16 protein-coding genes and 1 pseudogene are annotated in these 19,441 nt (G+C 48.8%); 16 read left to right on the top strand and 1 reads right to left on the bottom strand.

The window, feature by feature from the left end:
* Positions 1-12: 12 nt before the first annotated feature.
* The 3 genes from gatC to gatB are packed head-to-tail and all read left to right on the top strand — an operon-like array spanning position 13 to position 3,304.
* Complete coding sequence (gatC, locus tag A1sIIB60_RS04710) at positions 13-312, top strand: Asp-tRNA(Asn)/Glu-tRNA(Gln) amidotransferase subunit GatC (RefSeq protein ID WP_095671318.1); 300 nt, start codon at positions 13-15, stop codon at positions 310-312.
* Positions 309-1,805, top strand: coding sequence for an Asp-tRNA(Asn)/Glu-tRNA(Gln) amidotransferase subunit GatA (gatA, locus tag A1sIIB60_RS04705; RefSeq protein ID WP_095689316.1), 1,497 nt, complete (start codon positions 309-311; stop codon positions 1,803-1,805). Before gatC ends, gatA begins: the two co-directional genes overlap by 4 nt.
* Positions 1,805-3,304 carry an Asp-tRNA(Asn)/Glu-tRNA(Gln) amidotransferase subunit GatB gene (gene gatB, locus A1sIIB60_RS04700; RefSeq protein ID WP_095689315.1) on the top strand — a complete coding sequence of 500 codons (1,500 nt, stop codon included), beginning with the start codon at positions 1,805-1,807 and terminating at the stop codon, positions 3,302-3,304. Before gatA ends, gatB begins: the two co-directional genes overlap by 1 nt.
* Before the next feature lie 45 nt (positions 3,305-3,349).
* Here gatB and A1sIIB60_RS04695 read toward each other — a convergent pair whose 3' ends face one another.
* Positions 3,350-4,822, bottom strand: coding sequence for an MFS transporter (locus tag A1sIIB60_RS04695; RefSeq protein ID WP_223298654.1), 1,473 nt, complete (start codon positions 4,820-4,822; stop codon positions 3,350-3,352).
* 76 nt (positions 4,823-4,898) lie between these two features.
* Between A1sIIB60_RS04695 and ilvD the strand changes: the two genes are divergently transcribed.
* The 13 genes and pseudogenes from ilvD to frr all read left to right on the top strand — a co-directional run bounded on the left by ilvD (position 4,899) and on the right by frr (position 19,439).
* Positions 4,899-6,572 carry a dihydroxy-acid dehydratase gene (ilvD, locus tag A1sIIB60_RS04690; protein ID WP_095689314.1) on the top strand — a complete coding sequence of 558 codons (1,674 nt, stop codon included), beginning with the start codon at positions 4,899-4,901 and terminating at the stop codon, positions 6,570-6,572.
* 235 nt (positions 6,573-6,807) lie between these two features.
* Positions 6,808-8,568 (top strand): acetolactate synthase large subunit, encoded by a 1,761-nt coding sequence (locus A1sIIB60_RS04685; protein WP_095689313.1) that lies wholly within the window; start codon positions 6,808-6,810, stop codon positions 8,566-8,568.
* Positions 8,568-8,810, top strand: a pseudogene (ilvN, locus tag A1sIIB60_RS04680) (acetolactate synthase small subunit); the annotation flags it as partial. The gene A1sIIB60_RS04685 and the pseudogene ilvN, both read left to right, overlap by 1 nt.
* A gap of 98 nt (positions 8,811-8,908) precedes the next feature.
* Positions 8,909-9,934 carry a ketol-acid reductoisomerase gene (gene ilvC / locus A1sIIB60_RS04675; RefSeq protein ID WP_190279231.1) on the top strand — a complete coding sequence of 342 codons (1,026 nt, stop codon included), beginning with the start codon at positions 8,909-8,911 and terminating at the stop codon, positions 9,932-9,934.
* The gene (gene serA, locus A1sIIB60_RS04670) at positions 9,900-11,519 is read left to right on the top strand and encodes a phosphoglycerate dehydrogenase (RefSeq protein WP_190279195.1); all 1,620 of its coding nucleotides are present in this window, start codon (positions 9,900-9,902) and stop codon (positions 11,517-11,519) included. The genes ilvC and serA overlap by 35 nt, the downstream gene beginning before the upstream one ends.
* A 10-nt stretch (positions 11,520-11,529) precedes the next feature.
* The gene (locus tag A1sIIB60_RS04665; RefSeq protein ID WP_095689311.1) at positions 11,530-12,564 is read left to right on the top strand and encodes a 3-isopropylmalate dehydrogenase; all 1,035 of its coding nucleotides are present in this window, start codon (positions 11,530-11,532) and stop codon (positions 12,562-12,564) included.
* A gap of 1 nt (position 12,565) precedes the next feature.
* Complete coding sequence (locus A1sIIB60_RS04660) at positions 12,566-13,645, top strand: branched-chain amino acid aminotransferase (RefSeq protein ID WP_095689310.1); 1,080 nt, start codon at positions 12,566-12,568, stop codon at positions 13,643-13,645.
* A complete protein-coding gene (cimA, locus tag A1sIIB60_RS04655; protein WP_095689309.1) occupies positions 13,645-15,234 on the top strand; it encodes a citramalate synthase in 1,590 nt (529 codons plus the stop codon). The genes A1sIIB60_RS04660 and cimA overlap by 1 nt, the downstream gene beginning before the upstream one ends.
* A 10-nt stretch (positions 15,235-15,244) precedes the next feature.
* Positions 15,245-16,162 carry a tyrosine recombinase XerC gene (locus A1sIIB60_RS04650; protein WP_095689308.1) on the top strand — a complete coding sequence of 306 codons (918 nt, stop codon included), beginning with the start codon at positions 15,245-15,247 and terminating at the stop codon, positions 16,160-16,162.
* Positions 16,163-16,418: 256 nt separating this feature from the next.
* Complete coding sequence (gene rpsB / locus A1sIIB60_RS04645) at positions 16,419-17,225, top strand: 30S ribosomal protein S2 (RefSeq protein ID WP_095689307.1); 807 nt, start codon at positions 16,419-16,421, stop codon at positions 17,223-17,225.
* A 5-nt stretch (positions 17,226-17,230) separates the two neighbouring features.
* Positions 17,231-18,058, top strand: a complete 828-nt coding sequence (gene tsf, locus A1sIIB60_RS04640) for a translation elongation factor Ts (protein WP_095689306.1) — start codon at positions 17,231-17,233, stop codon at positions 18,056-18,058.
* A 35-nt stretch (positions 18,059-18,093) separates the two neighbouring features.
* Positions 18,094-18,816, top strand: coding sequence for a UMP kinase (gene pyrH / locus A1sIIB60_RS04635; protein ID WP_095689305.1), 723 nt, complete (start codon positions 18,094-18,096; stop codon positions 18,814-18,816).
* Between the two features lie 59 nt (positions 18,817-18,875).
* A complete protein-coding gene (gene frr / locus A1sIIB60_RS04630; protein ID WP_095689304.1) occupies positions 18,876-19,439 on the top strand; it encodes a ribosome recycling factor in 564 nt (187 codons plus the stop codon).
* Positions 19,440-19,441: the final 2 nt, after the last annotated feature.

Here is a 19,441-nt window from a genome sequence, read left to right as displayed (position 1 = left end):
ACTTCACACACTATGAGCAGCCTTTCCCGTGATGATGTCGCAAAGTTGGCATCGCTTGCCCGCATTGAGATGACCGAGGATGAACTCGTAAATCTGGCATCACAATTTGGCAGCATCCTCGACGCAGTAGCGCGAGTTCAAGAGCTGGATTTAGAAGGCGTCAAGGCAACATCTCATCCGCAGCCAATTGAAAACATTTTCCGTGAAGATCAAGTGCAACCAAGCCTTACTCCAGAGCAAGCGTTATCTGGGGCCCCTGCACAAGAAGATCAACGCTTTCGCGTTCCACAAATTCTTGGTGAAGCAGAATGATTAAAAAAACTGCTGCACAAATGTCAGCATCCCTGACATCGGGGGAGACGACTTCGGTTGCGCTTACCCAAAGCCATTTAGATCGCATCAGTGAAGTCGATTCAAAGGTAAAAGCATTTCTACATGTCGATGGCGAGAATGCACTTGCTCAAGCCGCCAAAGTTGATGCCGAACGCGCTGCTGGAAAGAAGTTGCACCCACTTGCAGGTGTTCCACTTGCACTTAAAGATGTCTTAGCCCAAGAAGGCGTACCGACAACAGCGGGATCAAAGATCTTGCAGGGTTGGAAACCGCCGTATGACTCAACTGTCGTTTCAAAGTTAAAGCAGGCCGGCGTTGTAATTCTTGGTAAAACCAATATGGATGAATTCGCAATGGGTTCTTCTACTGAAAACTCAGGCTATGGCCCAACTTTTAATCCATGGGATTTAACTCGCACTCCAGGTGGTTCAAGTGGTGGATCAGCTGCAGCGGTTAGCGCATTTGAAGCACCGATCGCCGTTGGTTCTGATACTGGCGGTTCGATTCGCCAACCTGCGGCGCTAACTGGAATCGTTGGCGTTCGTCCAACTTACGGAGCAGTTTCTCGTTACGGTCTTATCGCTTACTCCTCAAGTCTTGATCAAGCAGGACCGTTTGGTCGCACCGTTTTAGATACTGCGTTGTTGCATGAAGTAATGGCTGGACATGATCCGAAGGATGCAACGAGCATTAAGGCGGCAGTTCCAAACGTTGTTGCGGCAGCACGTAGCGCCGATTTAAAAGGAAAGAAGATCGGCGTAATAAAGCAGTTGCAAGGCGATGGCTATCAGAACGGAGTCCTTGCCCGCTTTAACGAATCACTTGAGCTACTTGCATCTCTTGGCGCTGAAATCGTTGAAGTTGATTGCCCAAGTTTCGAATATGCACTTGCTGCTTACTACTTGATCGCACCATCTGAATGCTCTTCCAACTTAGCCCGCTTTGACGCTATGCGTTATGGACTACGGACAGGCGATGTCGATGGCGCATCTGCTGAAACAGTCATGAACGCAACCCGTGAAGCAGGATTTGGCCGCGAGGTTAAGCGCCGCATCATCCTCGGTACATATGCACTCTCATCTGGTTATTACGATGCGTACTACGGCAGCGCGCAGAAGATCCGTACCTTGATTATTGATGATTATAAGAAGGCATTTACTCAGGCAGATGTATTGGTTTCACCAACATCACCAATCACCGCCTTTAAGATCGGTGAAAAATCTGAAGATCCAATCGCGATGTATTTGGCAGATGTAGCAACAATTCCGGTAAACCTTGCTGGTATTTGCGGAATGAGCCTGCCAGCAGGATTAGCCGATGAAGATGGTCTGCCGGTTGGTTTCCAGATCATGGCGCCAGCGATGCAAGATCAACGACTTTACGAAGTCGGTGGAGCACTTGAAGCAGCGCTGGTCAGCAAATGGGGCGGATATTTAATTGATCAGGTTCCAGCGCTAGGAGGTGCCAAATAATGGCGCTTACCTATGACGATGTAATTTCAAAGTACGAACCAGTACTTGGCCTAGAAGTTCACGTTGAACTAAATACCGAATCCAAGATGTTCTGCTCTTGCAGCACCACATTTGGCGCAGAACCAAATACCCAAACTTGCCCAGTCTGTTTGGCACTCCCTGGCGCACTGCCAGTTGTAAATGCAACAGCGATCGAATCCACGATCAAGATTGGTCTGGCGCTTAACTGTCAGATCGCTCCTTACAGTCGCTTTGCCCGCAAAAACTATTTCTATCCTGATATGCCAAAGAACTTCCAGATTTCGCAGTACGACGAACCAATCTGCTTCGATGGTTATGTAGATGTAGAAATCGAAACTGAAGAAGGTCCAAAGCAGTTCCGCATCGAAATCGAACGCGTACATATGGAAGAAGACACCGGAAAGTCGCTGCACGTTGGCGGTGCAACTGGTCGTATCCATGGCGCTGAATACTCGCTCCTTGATTACAACCGCGCTGGAATTCCACTTGTTGAAATCGTTACCAAGATTGTTCCTGGCACTGGAAAGTACGCACCAGAAGTTGCCAAGGCTTACGTTGCCGAACTCCGCGATATCTTGCGCGGTCTCAAGGTCTCTGATGTAAAGATGGAGCAAGGCTCGCTTCGTTGTGATGCCAACATTTCCCTTCGCATAATTGGTTCTGAAGTTCTTGGAACGCGCTCTGAAACCAAGAACGTAAACTCACTTCGCTCTGTCGAGCGCGCTATCCGCGGTGAAATGATCCGCCATGCTGAACTTCTAAATGATGGCAAGAAAGTTAAGCAAGAGACTCGTCACTTCCAAGAAGAGTCGGGGCTAACTCGCTCTGGTCGCTCAAAAGAACAAGCTGAGGATTACCGTTACTTCCCTGAGCCGGATCTAGTTCCAGTTGCACCTGATGCAGGCTGGATCGAAACTCTTCGCAAGCAATTACCGGAGCGCCCATCGCTACGTCGTAAGCGCTTGAAAGAGGAATGGTCTGTTCCAGATAAAGAGATGGCTGCGATGATCAACGCTGACGTTTTGGATATCGTGGAAGCTACCGTTCTGCTTGGTGCAGAACCAACTAAGGCGCGTACCTGGTGGCTCGGTGAAATCTCACGTATCGCAAACGAAAAAGATTCTGCGATTGCCGATCTTTCAATTACCCCAGCCGATGTTGCTGAAATCGTTGCGCTAGTTGCTGCAGGCGAGCTCACCGATAAGTTGGCCCGCCAAGTTGTAGAAGGCGTAATCGCTGGTGAAGGAAAGCCTTCTGAAGTTGTGGCAAAGCGCGGTATTAAAGTTGTTAACGATGATGGCGCGCTAATGGCTGCCATTGAGAAGGTTTGTGCTGAGCAAGCAGAGACTGCAGATAAAGTTCGTAATGGACATGTTCCTGCAGCAGGCGCGCTAATTGGCGCGGTTATGAAAGAGACAAAGGGCCAAGCAGATGCTGCTCGCGTACGAGAGCTTCTACTTGGCCACTTAGGTCACTAGATCTTCAATTTCACATAGCCTGCGGCCATTGAAATTTCTAACTAATTAGTGAACTGAAACGCCTTCTGTTTCAACGAGAGAATCTTTCCCAACGTTGATAAAGAAGAAGAGCACGATCGCACCAGCAAATAACAAGCCAGCAGATACGGTAAATGCAACCGTGAAACCATGTGTGATGCCAAAGGCTTGCACCTTATCTCCAAGATTTTGATTGGCTGCGATGTAATTTGTAGCAGCGGTTGCCGCAACTGTATTAAGTAGTGCGGTACCGAGTGATCCACCAACCTGCTGGCTGGTGTTGAGCATCGCACTGGCAACGCCCGTGTCTTGATTACTTACTCCATGTAGCGATGTTGAAGTAAGTGGAATAAAGACCAACGCCATTCCCGAGCTCATAATCAACAGAGATGGAAGTACATGCGTTACATAGGAAGTTTCGGGGGTAATCAAGGTCAACGCAAGCAGACCAATACCTGCGAAAACCAGACCAGGAACCATCAGCGGCTTTGGACCAAATTTCGGCAGCAACTGAGATGCGATACCTGCGAAGACAATAATTCCTGCAGTAAATGGCAAGAATGCAAAGCCTGATTTAAGTGGTGAGTAACCAAGTACGACTTGTAGGTAAAGACCTAGGAATAAGAACATCGAGAAGAGACCAGCTCCGACGATGAGCGAACCAAGGTAAGAACCACCACGATTGCGCTCTGTTACAACGCGAAGCGGCATCATTGGGTTTGAAACCTTGGCTTCGATTACAACAAACGAAACCAAGAGAAGTACAGCGACAACTAAGAATGTAATTGTGCTCTGTGATGACCAACCCTTTGTCGCTGCTTCGTTAAAGCCGTAAGTCAACGAGAAGAGACCGGCAGTTGCGGTGATAACGCCTGGAATGTCATAGCTGTGTTCGCCACCAGCTTTAGATTCTCTGACATAGAAAAAGGCCATTAAGCCAGCAAAGATTGCGATCGGAACGTTGACGCCCAAGCACCAGCGCCATGAGAAGTACTCGGTGAGTGTTCCGCCAAGAATTAGGCCAATTGCTGCGCCACCACCTGAGATCGCTCCAACAACTCCGAAAGCTTTAGCGCGCTCTGCAGGAACGGTGAAAGTTACAGAAATAATTGCTAAAGCTGCAGGTGCAAGTAGCGCACCGAAAACACCTTGAAGTGCGCGTGAAGCGAAGAGTAATTCCTGATTTGCGGCTACTCCACCAAGGGCAGATGCTGCTGCAAATCCTGCGAGACCGATAATGAATATTCGCTTGCGACCCATAAAGTCACCAATGCGACCACCAATAAGAAGTAAAGATCCAAAGGCAAGGGTGTATGCGGTTATAACCCATTGCTGATTAGCATCGGTAATCCCGAGATCTGCTTTAGCGCTTGGGATCGCAATATTTACAATAGATGAGTCAAGAACGACCATTAATTGAGCGATGGCAACTACAAAGAGCGTACGCCAGCGATTTGGATCTAATCCATCTTTATCTAATTGGACAGGCTTTTTTGACACAGAAATCTCCTCGGAAACGTTAAGCAAATTGGTTAAATATTGAAGTCAATGAGTGGAGTCTATTAGACTCACCGCCATGTCGCAGATGAAGCCACGTTCGGGTTTGGTCACAGATGGTTTAGAGCGCGCACCTGCCCGCGGAATGCTTCGCGCAGTCGGAATGGGTGATGAAGATTGGGTCAAGCCACAAATTGGAATTGCATCGTCCTGGAATGAAATCACCCCATGTAATCTCTCATTAGATCGCTTAGCTAAAGCTTCTAAGCAAGGCGTTATCGATGCCGGTGGATTCCCAATGCAATTTGGCACCATCTCAGTTTCCGATGGAATCTCAATGGGCCATGAAGGTATGCACTTTTCACTTGTATCTCGTGAAGTAATCGCGGATTCAGTTGAAACTGTTATGCAGGCAGAACGCTTTGATGGCATGGTCACTTTTGCAGGGTGCGATAAGTCACTGCCTGGAATGATGATGGCGGCAGCGCGTATCGATGTGGCATCTGTATTTGTCTATGCCGGATCAACTCTTCCTGGCCAAGTAGATGGAAACGATGTAACCATCATTGATGCCTTTGAAGCAGTTGGTGCATGCGCTCGCGGGTTGATCACTAAGGAACGCGTTGATCAAATTGAGCGCGCTATCTGTCCAGGTGAAGGCGCTTGCGGTGGCATGTATACGGCAAACACCATGGCAACAGTTGGTGAAGCAATTGGTCTCTCGCTTCCAGGATCTGCTGCACCTCCTGCAGTTGACCGTCGTCGCGATGCATTCGCAGTTCAATCTGGAGCTGCCGTTGTAAATATGATCAAGATGGGTCTAACGACTCGCGATATTTTAACTAAGCGCGCATTTGAAAACGCTATAACGGCGGTTATGGCAGTGGGCGGATCAACCAATGCCGTGCTCCACTTATTAGCCATCGCACACGAAGCAGAAGTTGATTTATCACTCGATGATTTCCATCGCATAGGTTCACGTGTTCCACTGCTCGGAGATTTAAAACCATTTGGTCGCTATGTAATGACTGACATGGACCGCGTTGGGGGAGTCCCTGTAATTCTTAAAGCCCTTCTTGACGCCGGTCTATTGCATGGTGATGTCATGACGGTTACCGGAAAAACTATGGCCGAAAACCTTGCTGGAATTAATCCACCAGATGTTGATGGCGATATCTTGCATGCCGTTGCTACGCCACTTTCTACCGATGTCGGAATCACAATTCTTGGTGGATCACTTGCAACAGATGGCGCAGTTTGCAAGACCGCAGGTATCGGTATCGAATCTTTCGAAGGGCCAGCGCGCGTCTTTGAACGCGAACAAGCAGCAATGGCAGCGTTAGAAAACGGAACCATCCAAGCCGGCGATGTAGTTGTTATTCGCTACGAAGGCCCAAAGGGTGGACCAGGAATGCGCGAGATGTTGATGATTACTGGTGCGATAAAAGGCGCAGGTCTTGGTAAATCAACTCTGCTCTTAACTGATGGTCGCTTCTCTGGTGGATCAACTGGTCTATGCGTTGGGCACGTTGCACCTGAAGCAGTAGATGGTGGACCGATTGCATTTATAAAAGATGGAGATCTTGTGCGCATTGATATCAAGGCGCGCACCTTAGATCTCTTGGTTGACCCGGCAGAACTCGAAGCTCGCAAAGTTGGCTGGCAGCCACTGCCTCATAAATTCACCCGTGGCGTCTTGGCGAAGTATTCCAAGACCGTTGGCTCGGCCTCCAAGGGCGCTGTCTGCGGCTAGTTTCACAATTTGAGACTTACATCTCAAACCTTGACTCAACTGCCATCTGCGATGGAGAATACTCACATGTCAAAGAAGTACGCGCTCATCTCGTCATCAGTAATTGTGGTGGTCATTCGATAGCGCGTGCCTTTTTAACGCACGCGCCCTCAGATCCTCTGAGGGTTTTTTCATTTAAGAAATAAGTTGTAGAAATAAAAAGTAAAACCTAGAGAGTACGGAAAGGAGTAAGAAGATGGCGCACATACCAACGGCCAACGGCACAGCAATGACAGGAGCTACTTCATTGGTGAAAAGCCTAGAAGCAGCAGATGTAGAAGTGATGTTCGGACTGCCAGGTGGCGCAATTCTTCCTGCTTACGATCCGATCTTTGATTCATCTATTCGCCATATCTTGGTTCGCCACGAACAAGGCGCAGGTCACGCAGCAACGGGTTATGCGCAAGTTACTGGCCGCGCTGGTGTCTGTATCGCAACATCTGGTCCAGGTGCGACAAACCTTGTTACTCCTTTGATGGATGCGGCGATGGATTCAGTTCCGCTGATTGCCATCACTGGTCAAGTTCCATCTGCGGCAATTGGTACCGATGCATTCCAGGAAGCCGATATTCGCGGGATCACTATGCCATTTACAAAACACAATTACTTGGTAACCAACCCTGATGAAATCCCTGGCGTTATTGCAGAGGCTTTCCATATCGCAACAACTGGTCGCCCAGGTCCTGTACTAGTAGATATTGCAAAAGATGCTTTGCAGAAGATGACTACATTTAATTGGCCAACTTCAATCAAGCTTGCCGGTTACAACCCAAAGACCACACCAGATGCACAGGCGATCACCGATGCCGCAGCGCTTATCGCGCAATCATCAAAGCCAGTCTTCTATGTTGGTGGCGGCGTAATCAAGGCCAATGCTCATAAAGAACTTCGTCAACTTGTGGAACTTCTAGGAGCACCAGTTGTTACAACTCTTATGGCGCGCGGTGCTTTCCCAGATTCACATCCGCTGCATATGGGTATGCCAGGAATGCACGGAACTGTCGCCGCTGTTACAGCGCTACAAAAGGCCGACCTACTAATCGCTTTAGGCGCTCGTTTCGATGATCGCGTTACCGGAAAGCTTTCAACATTTGCACCAAATGCAAAGATTCTTCATGCAGATATTGATCCTGCTGAAATCGGAAAGAACCGTCATGCCGATGTTGCAGTTGTTGGCGATGTAAGAGAAACCATCTCTGCACTGATTCCTGCACTTAAAGCCGCTCTTGCAAAGAACCAACCAGATCTTTCAACATGGATGCGCCAGATGAATTCGCTGAAGTCCACATATCCATTGGGTTATGACCAACCTGATGATGGTTCATTGTCACCACAACATGTAATCCAACGACTTGGGCAGATATCTGGAACCGACACCATCTTTACCGCAGGCGTTGGCCAACACCAGATGTGGGCATCACAATTTATTTCATACGAACACCCACGCACCTGGCTTAACTCCGGCGGTGCAGGCACCATGGGTTACGGCGTACCTGCTGCAATGGGCGCAAAAGTTGGCGCACCAGATGCAACTGTTTGGGCGATCGATGGCGATGGATGTTTCCAGATGACAAATCAGGAACTCGTTACCTGCGCACTAAACAATATTCCAATCAAGGTTGCGATTATCAATAACGAATCACTCGGCATGGTTCGCCAATGGCAGACCTTGTTCTACGAAGGTCGTTATTCAAATACCAACCTCGAATCAAAGCGCGTGCCTAACTTCCCAATGCTCGCAGAAAGCATGGGTTGCGTCGGTCTTTCTTGCGAACGCCCTGAAGATTTGGATAAGACGATCGAGAAAGCGATGTCGATCAATGACCAACCAGTTGTTGTCGATTTCCGCGTACATCGCGATGCGATGGTTTGGCCGATGGTTGCTGCCGGAACTTCAAATGATGAAATCATGATCGCTCGCGCCACCGCGCCCGACTGGGATTCACAGGAGCTCTAATGACTACTAGCCGCCGTCAACACACTCTTGAAGTTCTCGTTGAAAACGAACCAGGCGTTCTAGCCCGCGTAGCTGGCCTTTTTTCGCGCCGTGCATTCAACATCGAAACTCTCAACGTTGGACCAACTCAAGATTCCTCAATCTCAAAGATGGTTATTGGAGTAGCCGTAGAAGGCCACTCTCTCGAGCAAGTAATTGCTCAGCTCGACAAACTTGTCAGCGTCATATCGATCAAAGATGTGACAGGCAAAGGTAAAGAAGTTCACGACACCCAACCTGATTACCAAAACTAAGCAAGAAACTAACTCGAAAAAGAAAAAGGAGAAACACCGTGGCAACGATGTATCACGAAGAGGATGCAGATCTATCAATCATCCAGGGTCGCAAGGTCGCGATCATCGGTTACGGCTCACAAGGCCATGCGCACGCACTAAACCTGCGTGACTCAGGCGTTGATGTTCGCGTTGGACTTAAAGAAGGTTCACCTTCACGCGCTAAGGCAGAAGCAGAAGGCCTTCGCGTTGTAACAGTTGCAGAAGCTGTTAAGGAAGCAACCGTCATCATGATCTTGGCGCCCGATCACGTACAGCGCCACATCTACACAGATTCAATCTTGCCTAACCTTAAAGATGGCGATGCTCTCTTCTTCGGTCACGGTTTCAATATCCGCTTTGGCTACATCAAGCCATCTACAAACGTTGATGTTTGTATGGTTGCGCCAAAGGGTCCAGGACACTTAGTTCGCCGCGAATATGCAGGCGGTCGCGGAGTTCCTGTAATCGTTGCTGTTGAACAAGATGCAACAGGCAGCGCATGGCCACTAACACTTTCTTACGCCAAGGCAATCGGCGGACTTCGCGCCGGTGGAATCCTCACAACATTTACTGAAGAGACTGAAACAGATCTATTCGGTGAGCAGTCAGTACTTTGCGGTGGCGCATCACAACTAGTTATGTACGGCTTCGAAACACTTACTGAAGCTGGTTACCAGCCAGAGGTTGCTTACTTCGAGTGCCTTCACGAACTTAAGTTGATTGTTGACTTGATGTTCGAAGGCGGAATCGCCAAGCAGCGTTGGTCAGTATCAGATACTGCTGAATACGGAGATTATGTCTCTGGTCCACGCGTTATCGATCCAAGCGTTAAAGAGAATATGAAGGCAGTACTTGCTGACATTCAATCTGGCGCATTTGCTAAGCGCTTTATCGATGATCAAGAGGCAGGAGCACCTGAATTCAAGGCGCTTCGCGCAAAGGGAGAAGCTCACCCAATTGAAGGTGTTGGCCGCGAACTTCGCAAGATGTTTAGCTGGATCAAGACTTCAAATAAAGATGATTACCGAGAAGGAAGCGCTGCGCGTGGCTAAACCTGTTGTATTAATCGCTGAAGAGTTAAGTCCGGCAACCCTAGAAGCTTTAGGTCCGGATTTTGAAGTACGCAATTGTGATGGCGCAAACCGCACCGAACTCCTTGCCGAACTCGGCAAAGGAGTCGATGCGGTCTTGATCCGTTCTGCAACCAAGATGGATGCAGAAGCAATTGCTGCGGCAAAGGGTTTGAAAGTTATTGCACGCGCTGGCGTTGGTCTAGATAACGTTGATATTCCTGCAGCAACAACTGCAGGTGTAATGGTCGTTAACGCACCAACTTCAAATATCGTCTCTGCGGCAGAACTTGCTATCTCATTGCTACTTGCTTCAGCACGTTTTATCTCACCTGCACATGCGGCACTTCGCAACGGCAAGTGGGCGCGCTCTAAGTACACCGGCGCTGAACTATTCGAAAAAACTCTCGGCATTGTTGGCTTCGGCCGCATTGGCCAGTTAGTTGCTCATCGCATGCAGGCATTTGGTATGAACGTCGTTGCCTACGATCCATACCTACAGCCAGCACGCGCTGCACAACTTGGCGTTGAACTAGTAGATCTAGACACACTTCTTACCCGAAGTGACTTCATCACAATTCACTTACCAAAGACTAAAGAGACTGCAAATTTGATCGGCGTAGAAGCGCTTAAGAAAGTTAAGCCTTCAGTTCGCATCATCAACGCAGCTCGTGGTGGCGTTCTCGATGAGGCCGCTCTGCACGATGCGATCGTTGAAGGTCGCGTTGCTGGTGCAGGGCTTGATGTTTATGTCACCGAACCTTGTACTGATTCACCTTTGTTCCAGCTTGATCAAGTAGTTGCAACTCCGCACTTGGGCGCATCAACTGATGAGGCTCAAGAGCGCGCCGGAATCGCAGTTGCAGTATCAGTTCGTAAAGCACTTGCTGGCGAGCTAGTTCCTGATGCGGTTAACGTAAAGGGCGGAGCAATTCACGAGGAAATTCGTCCGTCACTTCCACTCGTTGAAAAGATGGCACAGATCGCAACTGCAATTGCTGGTGAACTTCCAACCAATCTTGATGTGCATGTGCGCGGAGATATCTCTGAGCACGACTCTTCAATTCTGGCAATCAGCGCGCTGAAGGGCGCACTGCTTGCAACTGGCGCTGAAGACGTTACTTATGTAAATGCTCCAGGACTTGCAGCTGCTCGCAATCTGACATCAACTTCAGATACTGATGCAGTTAGCCCGGAATACCGCAGCATGATTTCTTTACATTGCGCACTTGCCAATGGAAAGTCGATCACCGTTGATGGAACTTTGATGGGTATCCGCAAAGTTGAAAAGATCATCGCAATCGATGGTTTCGATCTTGATCTTCCACCAACCGATAACTTGCTCTTCTTGCGCTATGCCGATCGCCCAGGCGTTGTTGGCGCAGTCGGAAATGCTCTTGGCAAAGCCGGAATCAATATTGCAGGAATGCAAGTTGCCCGCGCTAGCGCTGGGGGAGATGCACTCATGTCGATCACTGTCGATTCACCAGTCTCTGATGCAATTGTTTCGGCAGTTGCTAAAGAAACTGGTGCCGATCTCGTCCGTTCAGTTACCTTAGTGAACTAATAGGCGCGATATGAAAAAGATAAATCTTGCTGTTATCGCTGGCGATGGCATTGGTCCAGAAGTGGTTGCCCAAGGTCTTCGCGTTCTAGATAAGGTCGCCGCAAAGTACGACGTGACTTTTGCAAAGACTGAATACGATCTTGGCGCAGGTTATTGGCATCGCACTGGAGAAGTTCTTCCAGATTCAGTTCTTGCTGAAATCGCTAAGGCAGATGTCATCTTGCTCGGAGCAGTAGGAGATCCAACTGTTCCTAGCGGAGTTCTAGAACGCGGATTACTTCTAAAACTTCGCTTTGCATTTGATCACTACATCAACTTACGTCCTGCAATTTTGCGCGCTGGTGTAACTGGTCCGCTTGCTACAAAGGCGCCAATCGATTTCATCGTTGTCCGTGAAGGAACCGAAGGCCCATACGTTGGCGCCGGTGGAGTTCTTGCTGAAGGAACCGATGCCGAAATCGCCACTGAAGAATCTTTAAATACCCGCCGCGGTGCTGAGCGAGTAATTCGTGATGCCTTTGCGCGCGCCGCAAAGCGCGATCGCAAGAAGTTAACGCTTGTTCACAAGAACAATGTATTAACTCGCGCAGGAAGCCTCTGGACTCGTACCTTCAACGAAGTTGCCAAAGAGTTCCCAGGTGTAACAACTGATTACCTACACGTTGATGCCGCATCAATGTTCTTCGTTACCAACCCAGAACGCTTTGATGTTGTCGTAACCGATAACTTATTCGGAGATATCTTGACTGATATCGCAGCTGCTATCTGCGGTGGCATTGGTCTTGCAGCCTCTGGCAATATCAATCCAACAGGTGCATTTCCATCCATGTTTGAGCCAGTACATGGTTCAGCGCCGGATATCGCTGGTAAGAATTTAGCTGACCCAACAGCAACTGTTATGTCAGTTGCGATGATGATGGATCACTTGGGTTATGCCGATGCTGCTCGCGAGATCGAAGCTGCAGTAAATGCAGATCTACTTGCCCGCGCAGATAAGAAGCGAAGCACTACAGAAATCGGAGATGCGCTACTCGCGCAACTTTAAAATGAAGATCACACTAAATCCCAACGCTAAAGATGCCGCTACTCGCGATGCCTTGGTTGCCGAAGGCGGATTTGGTAAGTACTACACAGACCACATGGTTATCTGCGAATGGACGCAAGATGGCGGCTGGGCTGAACCAGAGTTAATTCCTTATGGTCCACTCTCACTTGATCCTGCAACTGCGGTGTTCCATTACGGTCAAGAAATCTTCGAAGGCATGAAGGCATATCGCCAACCAGATGGCGGAATCGCACTCTTTCGCCCTGAAGCAAATGCACGTCGCTTTGCAAAATCTGCAGCGCGTCTTGCACTTCCTGAAATGCCCGAAACACTTTTCCTCGAAACAGTTGAAACTCTTGTAAATCAAGATGCAGGATGGGTTCCAAATAAAGTGGGCGAATCTTTATATATCCGCCCATTTATGATCGCTACCGAAGTTGGACTTGGTGTTCGTCCTTCAAATAAAGCAACTTATATTCTTATTGCAACGCCAGCGGGTGCTTACTTTGATCCATCTAAGGCAGTATCTGTTTGGATCTCAACTGAATATGTCCGCGCAGCACAAGGCGGAACTGGCGAAGCAAAGTGCGGTGGAAACTACGCAGCTTCTCTTGTCGCACAGAAGGCAGCTGCAAAAGAAGGTTGCGATCAAGTTGTTTGGATCGATGCCAAAGAGCGCAAGTGGATTGAAGAAATGGGCGGCATGAACCTTTACTTCGTAAAGGGTAAAGGCGCCGAAGCAACCGTTATTACGCCAAAGTTAACTGGAACTTTATTGCCAGGTATTACTCGCGATTCAATTCTTTCTGCTGCAAAGGATCTTGGTTACAAGACCGATGAGGTCATGCTCTCTATCGATGACTGGCGCGAAGGTGTTTCATCCGGTGAGATCACCGAAATCTTTGCTTGCGGTACTGCCGCAGTTGTTTCACCAGTTGGCCAAGCCAAGAGCGCGATGGGTACTTGGGTTACCGGTGACGGACAACCTGGCGCAATCACCATGCAGATTCGCAATCACTTACTCGCAATTCAGCACGGCACAACTGCAGATAAGCATGGCTGGGTTAAAAGAGTTATCTAATGACTATCTCTGATGCTTTCCATATCTATGACACCACTCTGCGTGATGGCGCACAGCAAGAGGGTTTAAATCTTTCAGTTCACGACAAGTTAACTATTGCTCGCCACCTTGATGATCTCGGAGTTGGATTTATTGAAGGCGGTTGGCCAGGGGCTAACCCAAAGGACACCGAATTCTTTGCCCTTGCTAAGAAAGAGTTAAAGCTTAAGAACGCCACCTTTGTGGCATTTGGCGCTACTCGTCGCCCAAACGTTAAAGCCGCAGACGATGTATTACTTGGCGCATTACGCGATAGTGGTGCACCAGCAGTTACCTTGGTTGCAAAGGCATTTGATCGCCACGTTGATCTTGCGCTTAAAACAACGTTAGAAGAAAACCTCGCGATGATCCGCGATTCAGTAACCCACCTTCGCCAAGAAGGACAGCGCGTATTTCTAGATGCTGAGCATTTCTTTGATGGCTACCGCGCTAATCGCGATTACGCACTTGAAGTAATCCGCGTTGCAATGGAAGCAGGCGCCGACGTTGCTGCGCTCTGCGATACCAATGGCGGCATGCTGCCTGATGAAATCGCCAATGTTGTTCATGATGTTTTAACTGCAACTTCTGCCCGCATCGGCATCCATTGCCACAACGACACTGGCTGCGCTGTTGCAAACTCCATGGCAGCAGTTGCTGCAGGTGCCACGCACGTACAAGGAACTCTCAACGGTTACGGCGAACGTACTGGTAACGCAGATCTCGTAACAATTATCGCTAACTTAGAACTAAAGAAGAAGCAGCTGGTCTTGCCTCCAAACGCGCTTCGCGAATCATTCCGAATCTCACACGCCATTGCAGAAGTAACGAATATTTCTCCATCAGGTCGCCAGCCATACGTTGGCGTCTCCGCATTTGCACATAAAGCTGGCCTGCATGCATCTGCAATCAAGGTTGATCCATTCTTGTATCAACATGAAGATCCGGCATCTGTCGGAAACGATATGCGCATGCTGGTTTCAGATATGGCTGGTCGCGCTTCTATCGAACTTAAATCACAAGAACTTGGCGTAGATCTCGGTGGCGATCGCGAGCTAGTTGGTCGCATTGTTGATCGCGTAAAAGAGATGGAATCTCGCGGCTTTACCTTCGAGGCAGCAGATGCTTCATTCGAACTTCTCATGCTTGAAGAAGTATCTGGAAAGCGTCCTTCATTCTTCACTATTGAACATTGGTTAACGACTGTAGAACGCGCTGAAGATCAGAGCATTGTCACTAAGGCTGAAGTAACGGTTACCGCGCAAGGTAAAGAGATCTCTTGCTCAGGTTCTGGAAACGGCCCAGTCAACGCATTCGATAACGCACTTCGCTCAGGACTTAAGCAGTTGTATCCCGAACTCGAAGTTCTCGAACTTACTGATTACAAAGTACGTATCCTCGAAGGTCGCCTCGGCACCGGTGCGATCACCCGCGTTCTTGTAGAAACTTCAGATGGCAAAGGCGAATGGAACACCGTTGGTGTTCACGAAAACGTTATCGCCGCATCTGCAATGGCACTTGAAGATGCAGTCACCTTCGGCTTACTGCGCCAGGGTCGCAAACCCGAGTAACCTTTAAAGCATGGGAAGCGTTGCACTTAGCGAAATTCGCGACGCATTTCTGAAATACCTCGAATCCGAGCGCAACCTTTCCGCCCACACAATCCGTGCCTACTTAGGCGATCTGGATTCTTTCTTCGAACACCTTGAGAAGTTAGATGTAACTGACTTTTCTAAACTTGAGTTATCGCACATCCGCTCCTGGCTAGCCAATCAACAGGTTAAAGGGGGAGCGCGCACAACACTTTCGCGTCGCGCGGTTTCTATTCGCTTATTTACTAAGTGGGCAACTAAGAAGGGATACCTGGCAAAAGATGTGGGGGCAACGTTGGCCACACCTAAAGGTGCGCGCACATTGCCAGATGTGTTAAACGTTGCTGATGCCGGCCTTGCTATGGATGCACTTGCTACCAGGGTCGCGGAAGAAGATGGTCCGCTATCCAAACGCGATTGTGCGATGGTGGAAGTCTTGTACGCAAGCGGGGCACGTGTATCCGAACTCTGCGGTCTTGATCTACAAGATATTGATTACGAGCGAAACACTATTCGCGTAATCGGTAAAGGAAATAAAGAGCGCACGATTCCATTGGGAAATCCAGCGATGCGCGCACTCGATGCTTGGTTGAAAGAGGGACGACCATCATTGGCTGGGGAAAAATCAGAGCGCGCTGTATTTCTTGGCGCACGTGGAAAAAGAATTGATCAGCGCACTGTTCGCACCGTTGTTTATCAAGCGTTAGAAGCTTTAGAAGGTGCAGTTAAGTTAGGACCACACGCGCTGCGCCATTCGGCGGCAACACATTTACTCGAAGGTGGAGCAGACCTTCGCACGGTACAAGAAATCTTGGGCCATGCATCTCTTGCTACAACTCAGATCTATACCCACGTCTCAACCGAAAGACTTCAAAAAGCCTTTAAACAAGCCCACCCCCGCGCATAAGTAGAGATCAGGGTGTGGATTTAGCACCCCTCGGCGGCAGGTAAGATTTCCCCTGCACTAGAGCCATTCTTTAAAAGAACCTTTGGTGACATCTCAGCACTTATGTATGAACTGCTCCGCAGGGAATACAAGCCACTTCGGTCCACAAATTTTTGTGGTCGGCGTTGTAGGTGCGACGGGCCTAACAAATTGTTAAGCCATAAACCGAGCAGGTTTATTGCGCTGTGCGCAAAAACCTAAAAAGGAGAACGCTGCCATGGCAGTTGTAACAATGCGAGAACTCCTCGACAGTGGAGTCCACTTCGGACATCAGACACGTCGCTGGAACCCAAAGATGAAGCGCTTTATTTTCACAGAGCGCAACGGCATCTACATCATCGATATCCAGCAATCACTTGCACTTATCGATCAAGCATATGAATTCGTAAAGGACACCGTCGCAAAGGGCGGACACGTTCTATTCGTTGGAACAAAGAAGCAAGCACACGAACCGATCATGCAGCAGGCTGCGCGCGTTGGAATGCCAACCGTCACCGAGCGCTGGTTAGGTGGAATGCTCACTAACTTCCCAACTGTTTACAAGCGCATTCAGCGCCTCAAGGAGCTTGAAGCTCTTGAGAATGCAAATGACCTTTTGCTTACAAAGAAAGAACTCCTTGTTCTTCGTCGTGAGCGCGAAAAGCTATTTAAGAACCTTGACGGTATCCGTCATATGACCAAGTTGCCTTCAGCAATCTGGGTTGTTGATACCAAGAAAGAGCACCTCGCAGTTGCTGAGGCAAAGAAGCTTGGAATCCCAGTTATTGCGATCCTTGATACAAACTGTGATCCAGATGAAGTTGATTACAAGATTCCAGGTAACGACGATGCGATCCGCTCAATCGGACTACTTACTCGCGTAATCACTGATGCAATTGTTGAGGGCATGAAGGCTCGTACAGCAGCTGCACCAACACCTGCTGCAACAGTGTCCGAACAACTAGCTGATGAAATGTTGTCCGCGGTTCCAGCTGAAGCGGCGACTACAGAAGCTGTTCTTGAATCAACAACTCCGGAGGCATAAGTAAATTGGCTAACTATTCAGCAGATGATGTAAAACGTCTTCGCGAAGCAACTGCAGCAGGAATGCTCGATTGCAAGAAGGCACTTGATGAAGCAGATGGCGATTACGACAAAGCCCTCGACATTATTCGAGTAAAGGGACTTAAGGGAGTTACCAAGCGCGAAGGTCGCTTGACTTCAAATGGTCTCGTTGTTGCAAAGGTTTCAGGCGATCTCGGCGTAATGCTCGAGCTCAACTGCGAAACTGACTTCGTTGCAAAGGGCGAGCGTTTTATCGCACTTGGCGATGAGCTAGTTGATCACCTACTTGCTTCAAAGACTGCAACTGTTGAGGCGTTCCTTGCCTCAAATATGTCTAACGGCAAGAGCGTTCAATCAGTTATCGATGAAGGCAATGCAACCCTCGGCGAAAAGATTGAAATTCGCAACGTTGCAGTAGTAGAAGGTCCAGTTGGACTCTACCTACACAAGACTTCACCAGATCTTCCACCACAAGTTGGAGTTCTAGTTTCACTTGCTAAAGAAGCAGCTGAAATTGGTAAGGATGTTGCACAGCACATCGCAGCGTTTGCACCTAAGTTTGTAAATCGCGAAGATGTTCCTGCAGATCTCATTGAAAATGAGCGACGCATCGCTGAGGAAACAGCTCGCGAAGAAGGTAAGCCAGAGGCTTCACTTTCTAAGATCATCGAAGGTCGCGTAACCGGCTTCGTCAAGGAAGTCTCCTTGATTGAGCAGGCTTTCGCTAAAGATGCGAAGAAGACCGTCAAGCAGATCCTCGATGAGGCAGGAACCGCCGTCAAGGCATTCCACCGTTTCCGCGTAGGTCAGTAAACTAGCCAGAACAACGTTTTAGAAAAGGAGCACCCATGCCCGGTACAAGAGGAACGTATCGGCGGGTGCTCCTTAAACTTTCCGGAGAAGTTTTCGGGGGAGAAAAGGGAATTGGCGTTGACATCGATGTTATGCGCGATGTCGCAAAGCAGATTAAAGATGTTGTAAAAACTGGCGTCCAGATGGCTGTTGTTGTCGGTGGCGGTAATTACTTCCGCGGTGCAGAACTACAGCAAGTAGGTATGGACCGTGCACGCGCTGACTATATGGGAATGCTCGGAACAGTTATGAACTGTCTTGCGCTCCAAGATTTTCTGGAAAAAGAAGGCGTCGATACTCGCGTACAAACTGCGATCACTATGGGTCAAGTTGCTGAGCCTTACATTCCACGCCGTGCAATTCGCCACCTTGAAAAAGGTCGCGTAGTAATTTTCGGTGCAGGTGCCGGAATGCCATTCTTTACAACTGACACAGTTGCCGCACAGCGCGCACTCGAAATCGGATCTGAAGCGCTTCTTCTGGCTAAGAGCGGCGTTGATGGCGTTTACAGCGCAGATCCAAAGAAGGATTCATCTGCCACAAAATTTGATGTGATCTCGTACAACGAAGTTCTCTCGAAATCGTTGGCTGTTGCAGATGCTGCCGCCTTCAGCCTCTGCCGCGAGAATAAGCTGCCGATAATTGTTTTCGATTTGATGGCCAACGGCAATATCGCACGTGCAGTTCGCGGCGAAAAGATTGGAACCTTAGTTTCTTAATTTTAAAAAAGTTTTCCCAGAGATTTACCAAAGCTTTACCAAATTAGAGGAGTTAGAAAATGGCAGATGTAGCAAGTGCTCTAGCCGATGCGCAGAGCAAGATGGATAAGGCTGTAGAAGTTGCCAAGGATGACTTTGCAACGATCCGCACCGGCCGTGCTCACCCTGCGCTCTTCAATAAGATCATGGTCGATTACTACGGTACTTACACTCCTCTATCTCAACTCGCTTCTATTCAAGTACCCGAGGCGCGCATGGCGATCGTTTCCCCTTTCGATAAAGGTGCGATGGCAAGTATTGAAAAGGCGATCCGCGAATCAGATCTAGGTGTAAATCCTGGCAATGATGGCGTGGTTATTCGCGTTGCCCTGCCTCAGCTTTCCGAGGAACGCCGTAAGGATTACATCAAGGTTGCCAAAGGAAAGGCGGAAGATTCAAAAGTTTCAATCCGCAATATTCGCCGTGCCGCCAAAGAACTTATGGAGAAGCTCGAAAAAGATGGCGATATCGGCAAAGATGATTTAGCACGTGGCGAGAAAGAACTTGAAAAGGTTACTTCAGAGCACGTCACCAAGATTGATGAACTCTTAAAGCATAAGGAGGCTGAACTTCTAGAAGTTTAGAA

Origin of the sequence: Candidatus Planktophila lacus, assembly GCF_002288385.1 — a bacterium.
In the GTDB taxonomy this organism is placed as follows: domain Bacteria; phylum Actinomycetota; class Actinomycetes; order Nanopelagicales; family Nanopelagicaceae; genus Planktophila; species Planktophila lacus_D.
Note: the sequence above shows the minus strand (reverse complement) of the source record. Positions and strands in the feature narration are given on the sequence as shown.

Bases quoted from the DNA above. Each gene is read 5' to 3' on its own strand.
- gatC (WP_095671318.1), top strand. From the start codon at position 13: ATGAGCAGCCTTTCCCGTGATGATGTCGCAAAGTTGGCATCGCTTGCC.
- gatA (WP_095689316.1), top strand. From the start codon at position 309: ATGATTAAAAAAACTGCTGCACAAATGTCAGCATCCCTGACATCGGGG.
- gatB (WP_095689315.1), top strand. From the start codon at position 1,805: ATGGCGCTTACCTATGACGATGTAATTTCAAAGTACGAACCAGTACTT.
- ilvD (WP_095689314.1), top strand. From the start codon at position 4,899: ATGTCGCAGATGAAGCCACGTTCGGGTTTGGTCACAGATGGTTTAGAG.
- A1sIIB60_RS04685 (WP_095689313.1), top strand. From the start codon at position 6,808: ATGGCGCACATACCAACGGCCAACGGCACAGCAATGACAGGAGCTACT.
- ilvC (WP_190279231.1), top strand. From the start codon at position 8,909: ATGTATCACGAAGAGGATGCAGATCTATCAATCATCCAGGGTCGCAAG.
- serA (WP_190279195.1), top strand. From the start codon at position 9,900: ATGATTACCGAGAAGGAAGCGCTGCGCGTGGCTAAACCTGTTGTATTA.
- A1sIIB60_RS04665 (WP_095689311.1), top strand. From the start codon at position 11,530: ATGAAAAAGATAAATCTTGCTGTTATCGCTGGCGATGGCATTGGTCCA.
- A1sIIB60_RS04660 (WP_095689310.1), top strand. From the start codon at position 12,566: ATGAAGATCACACTAAATCCCAACGCTAAAGATGCCGCTACTCGCGAT.
- cimA (WP_095689309.1), top strand. From the start codon at position 13,645: ATGACTATCTCTGATGCTTTCCATATCTATGACACCACTCTGCGTGAT.
- A1sIIB60_RS04650 (WP_095689308.1), top strand. From the start codon at position 15,245: ATGGGAAGCGTTGCACTTAGCGAAATTCGCGACGCATTTCTGAAATAC.
- rpsB (WP_095689307.1), top strand. From the start codon at position 16,419: ATGGCAGTTGTAACAATGCGAGAACTCCTCGACAGTGGAGTCCACTTC.
- pyrH (WP_095689305.1), top strand. From the start codon at position 18,094: ATGCCCGGTACAAGAGGAACGTATCGGCGGGTGCTCCTTAAACTTTCC.
- frr (WP_095689304.1), top strand. From the start codon at position 18,876: ATGGCAGATGTAGCAAGTGCTCTAGCCGATGCGCAGAGCAAGATGGAT.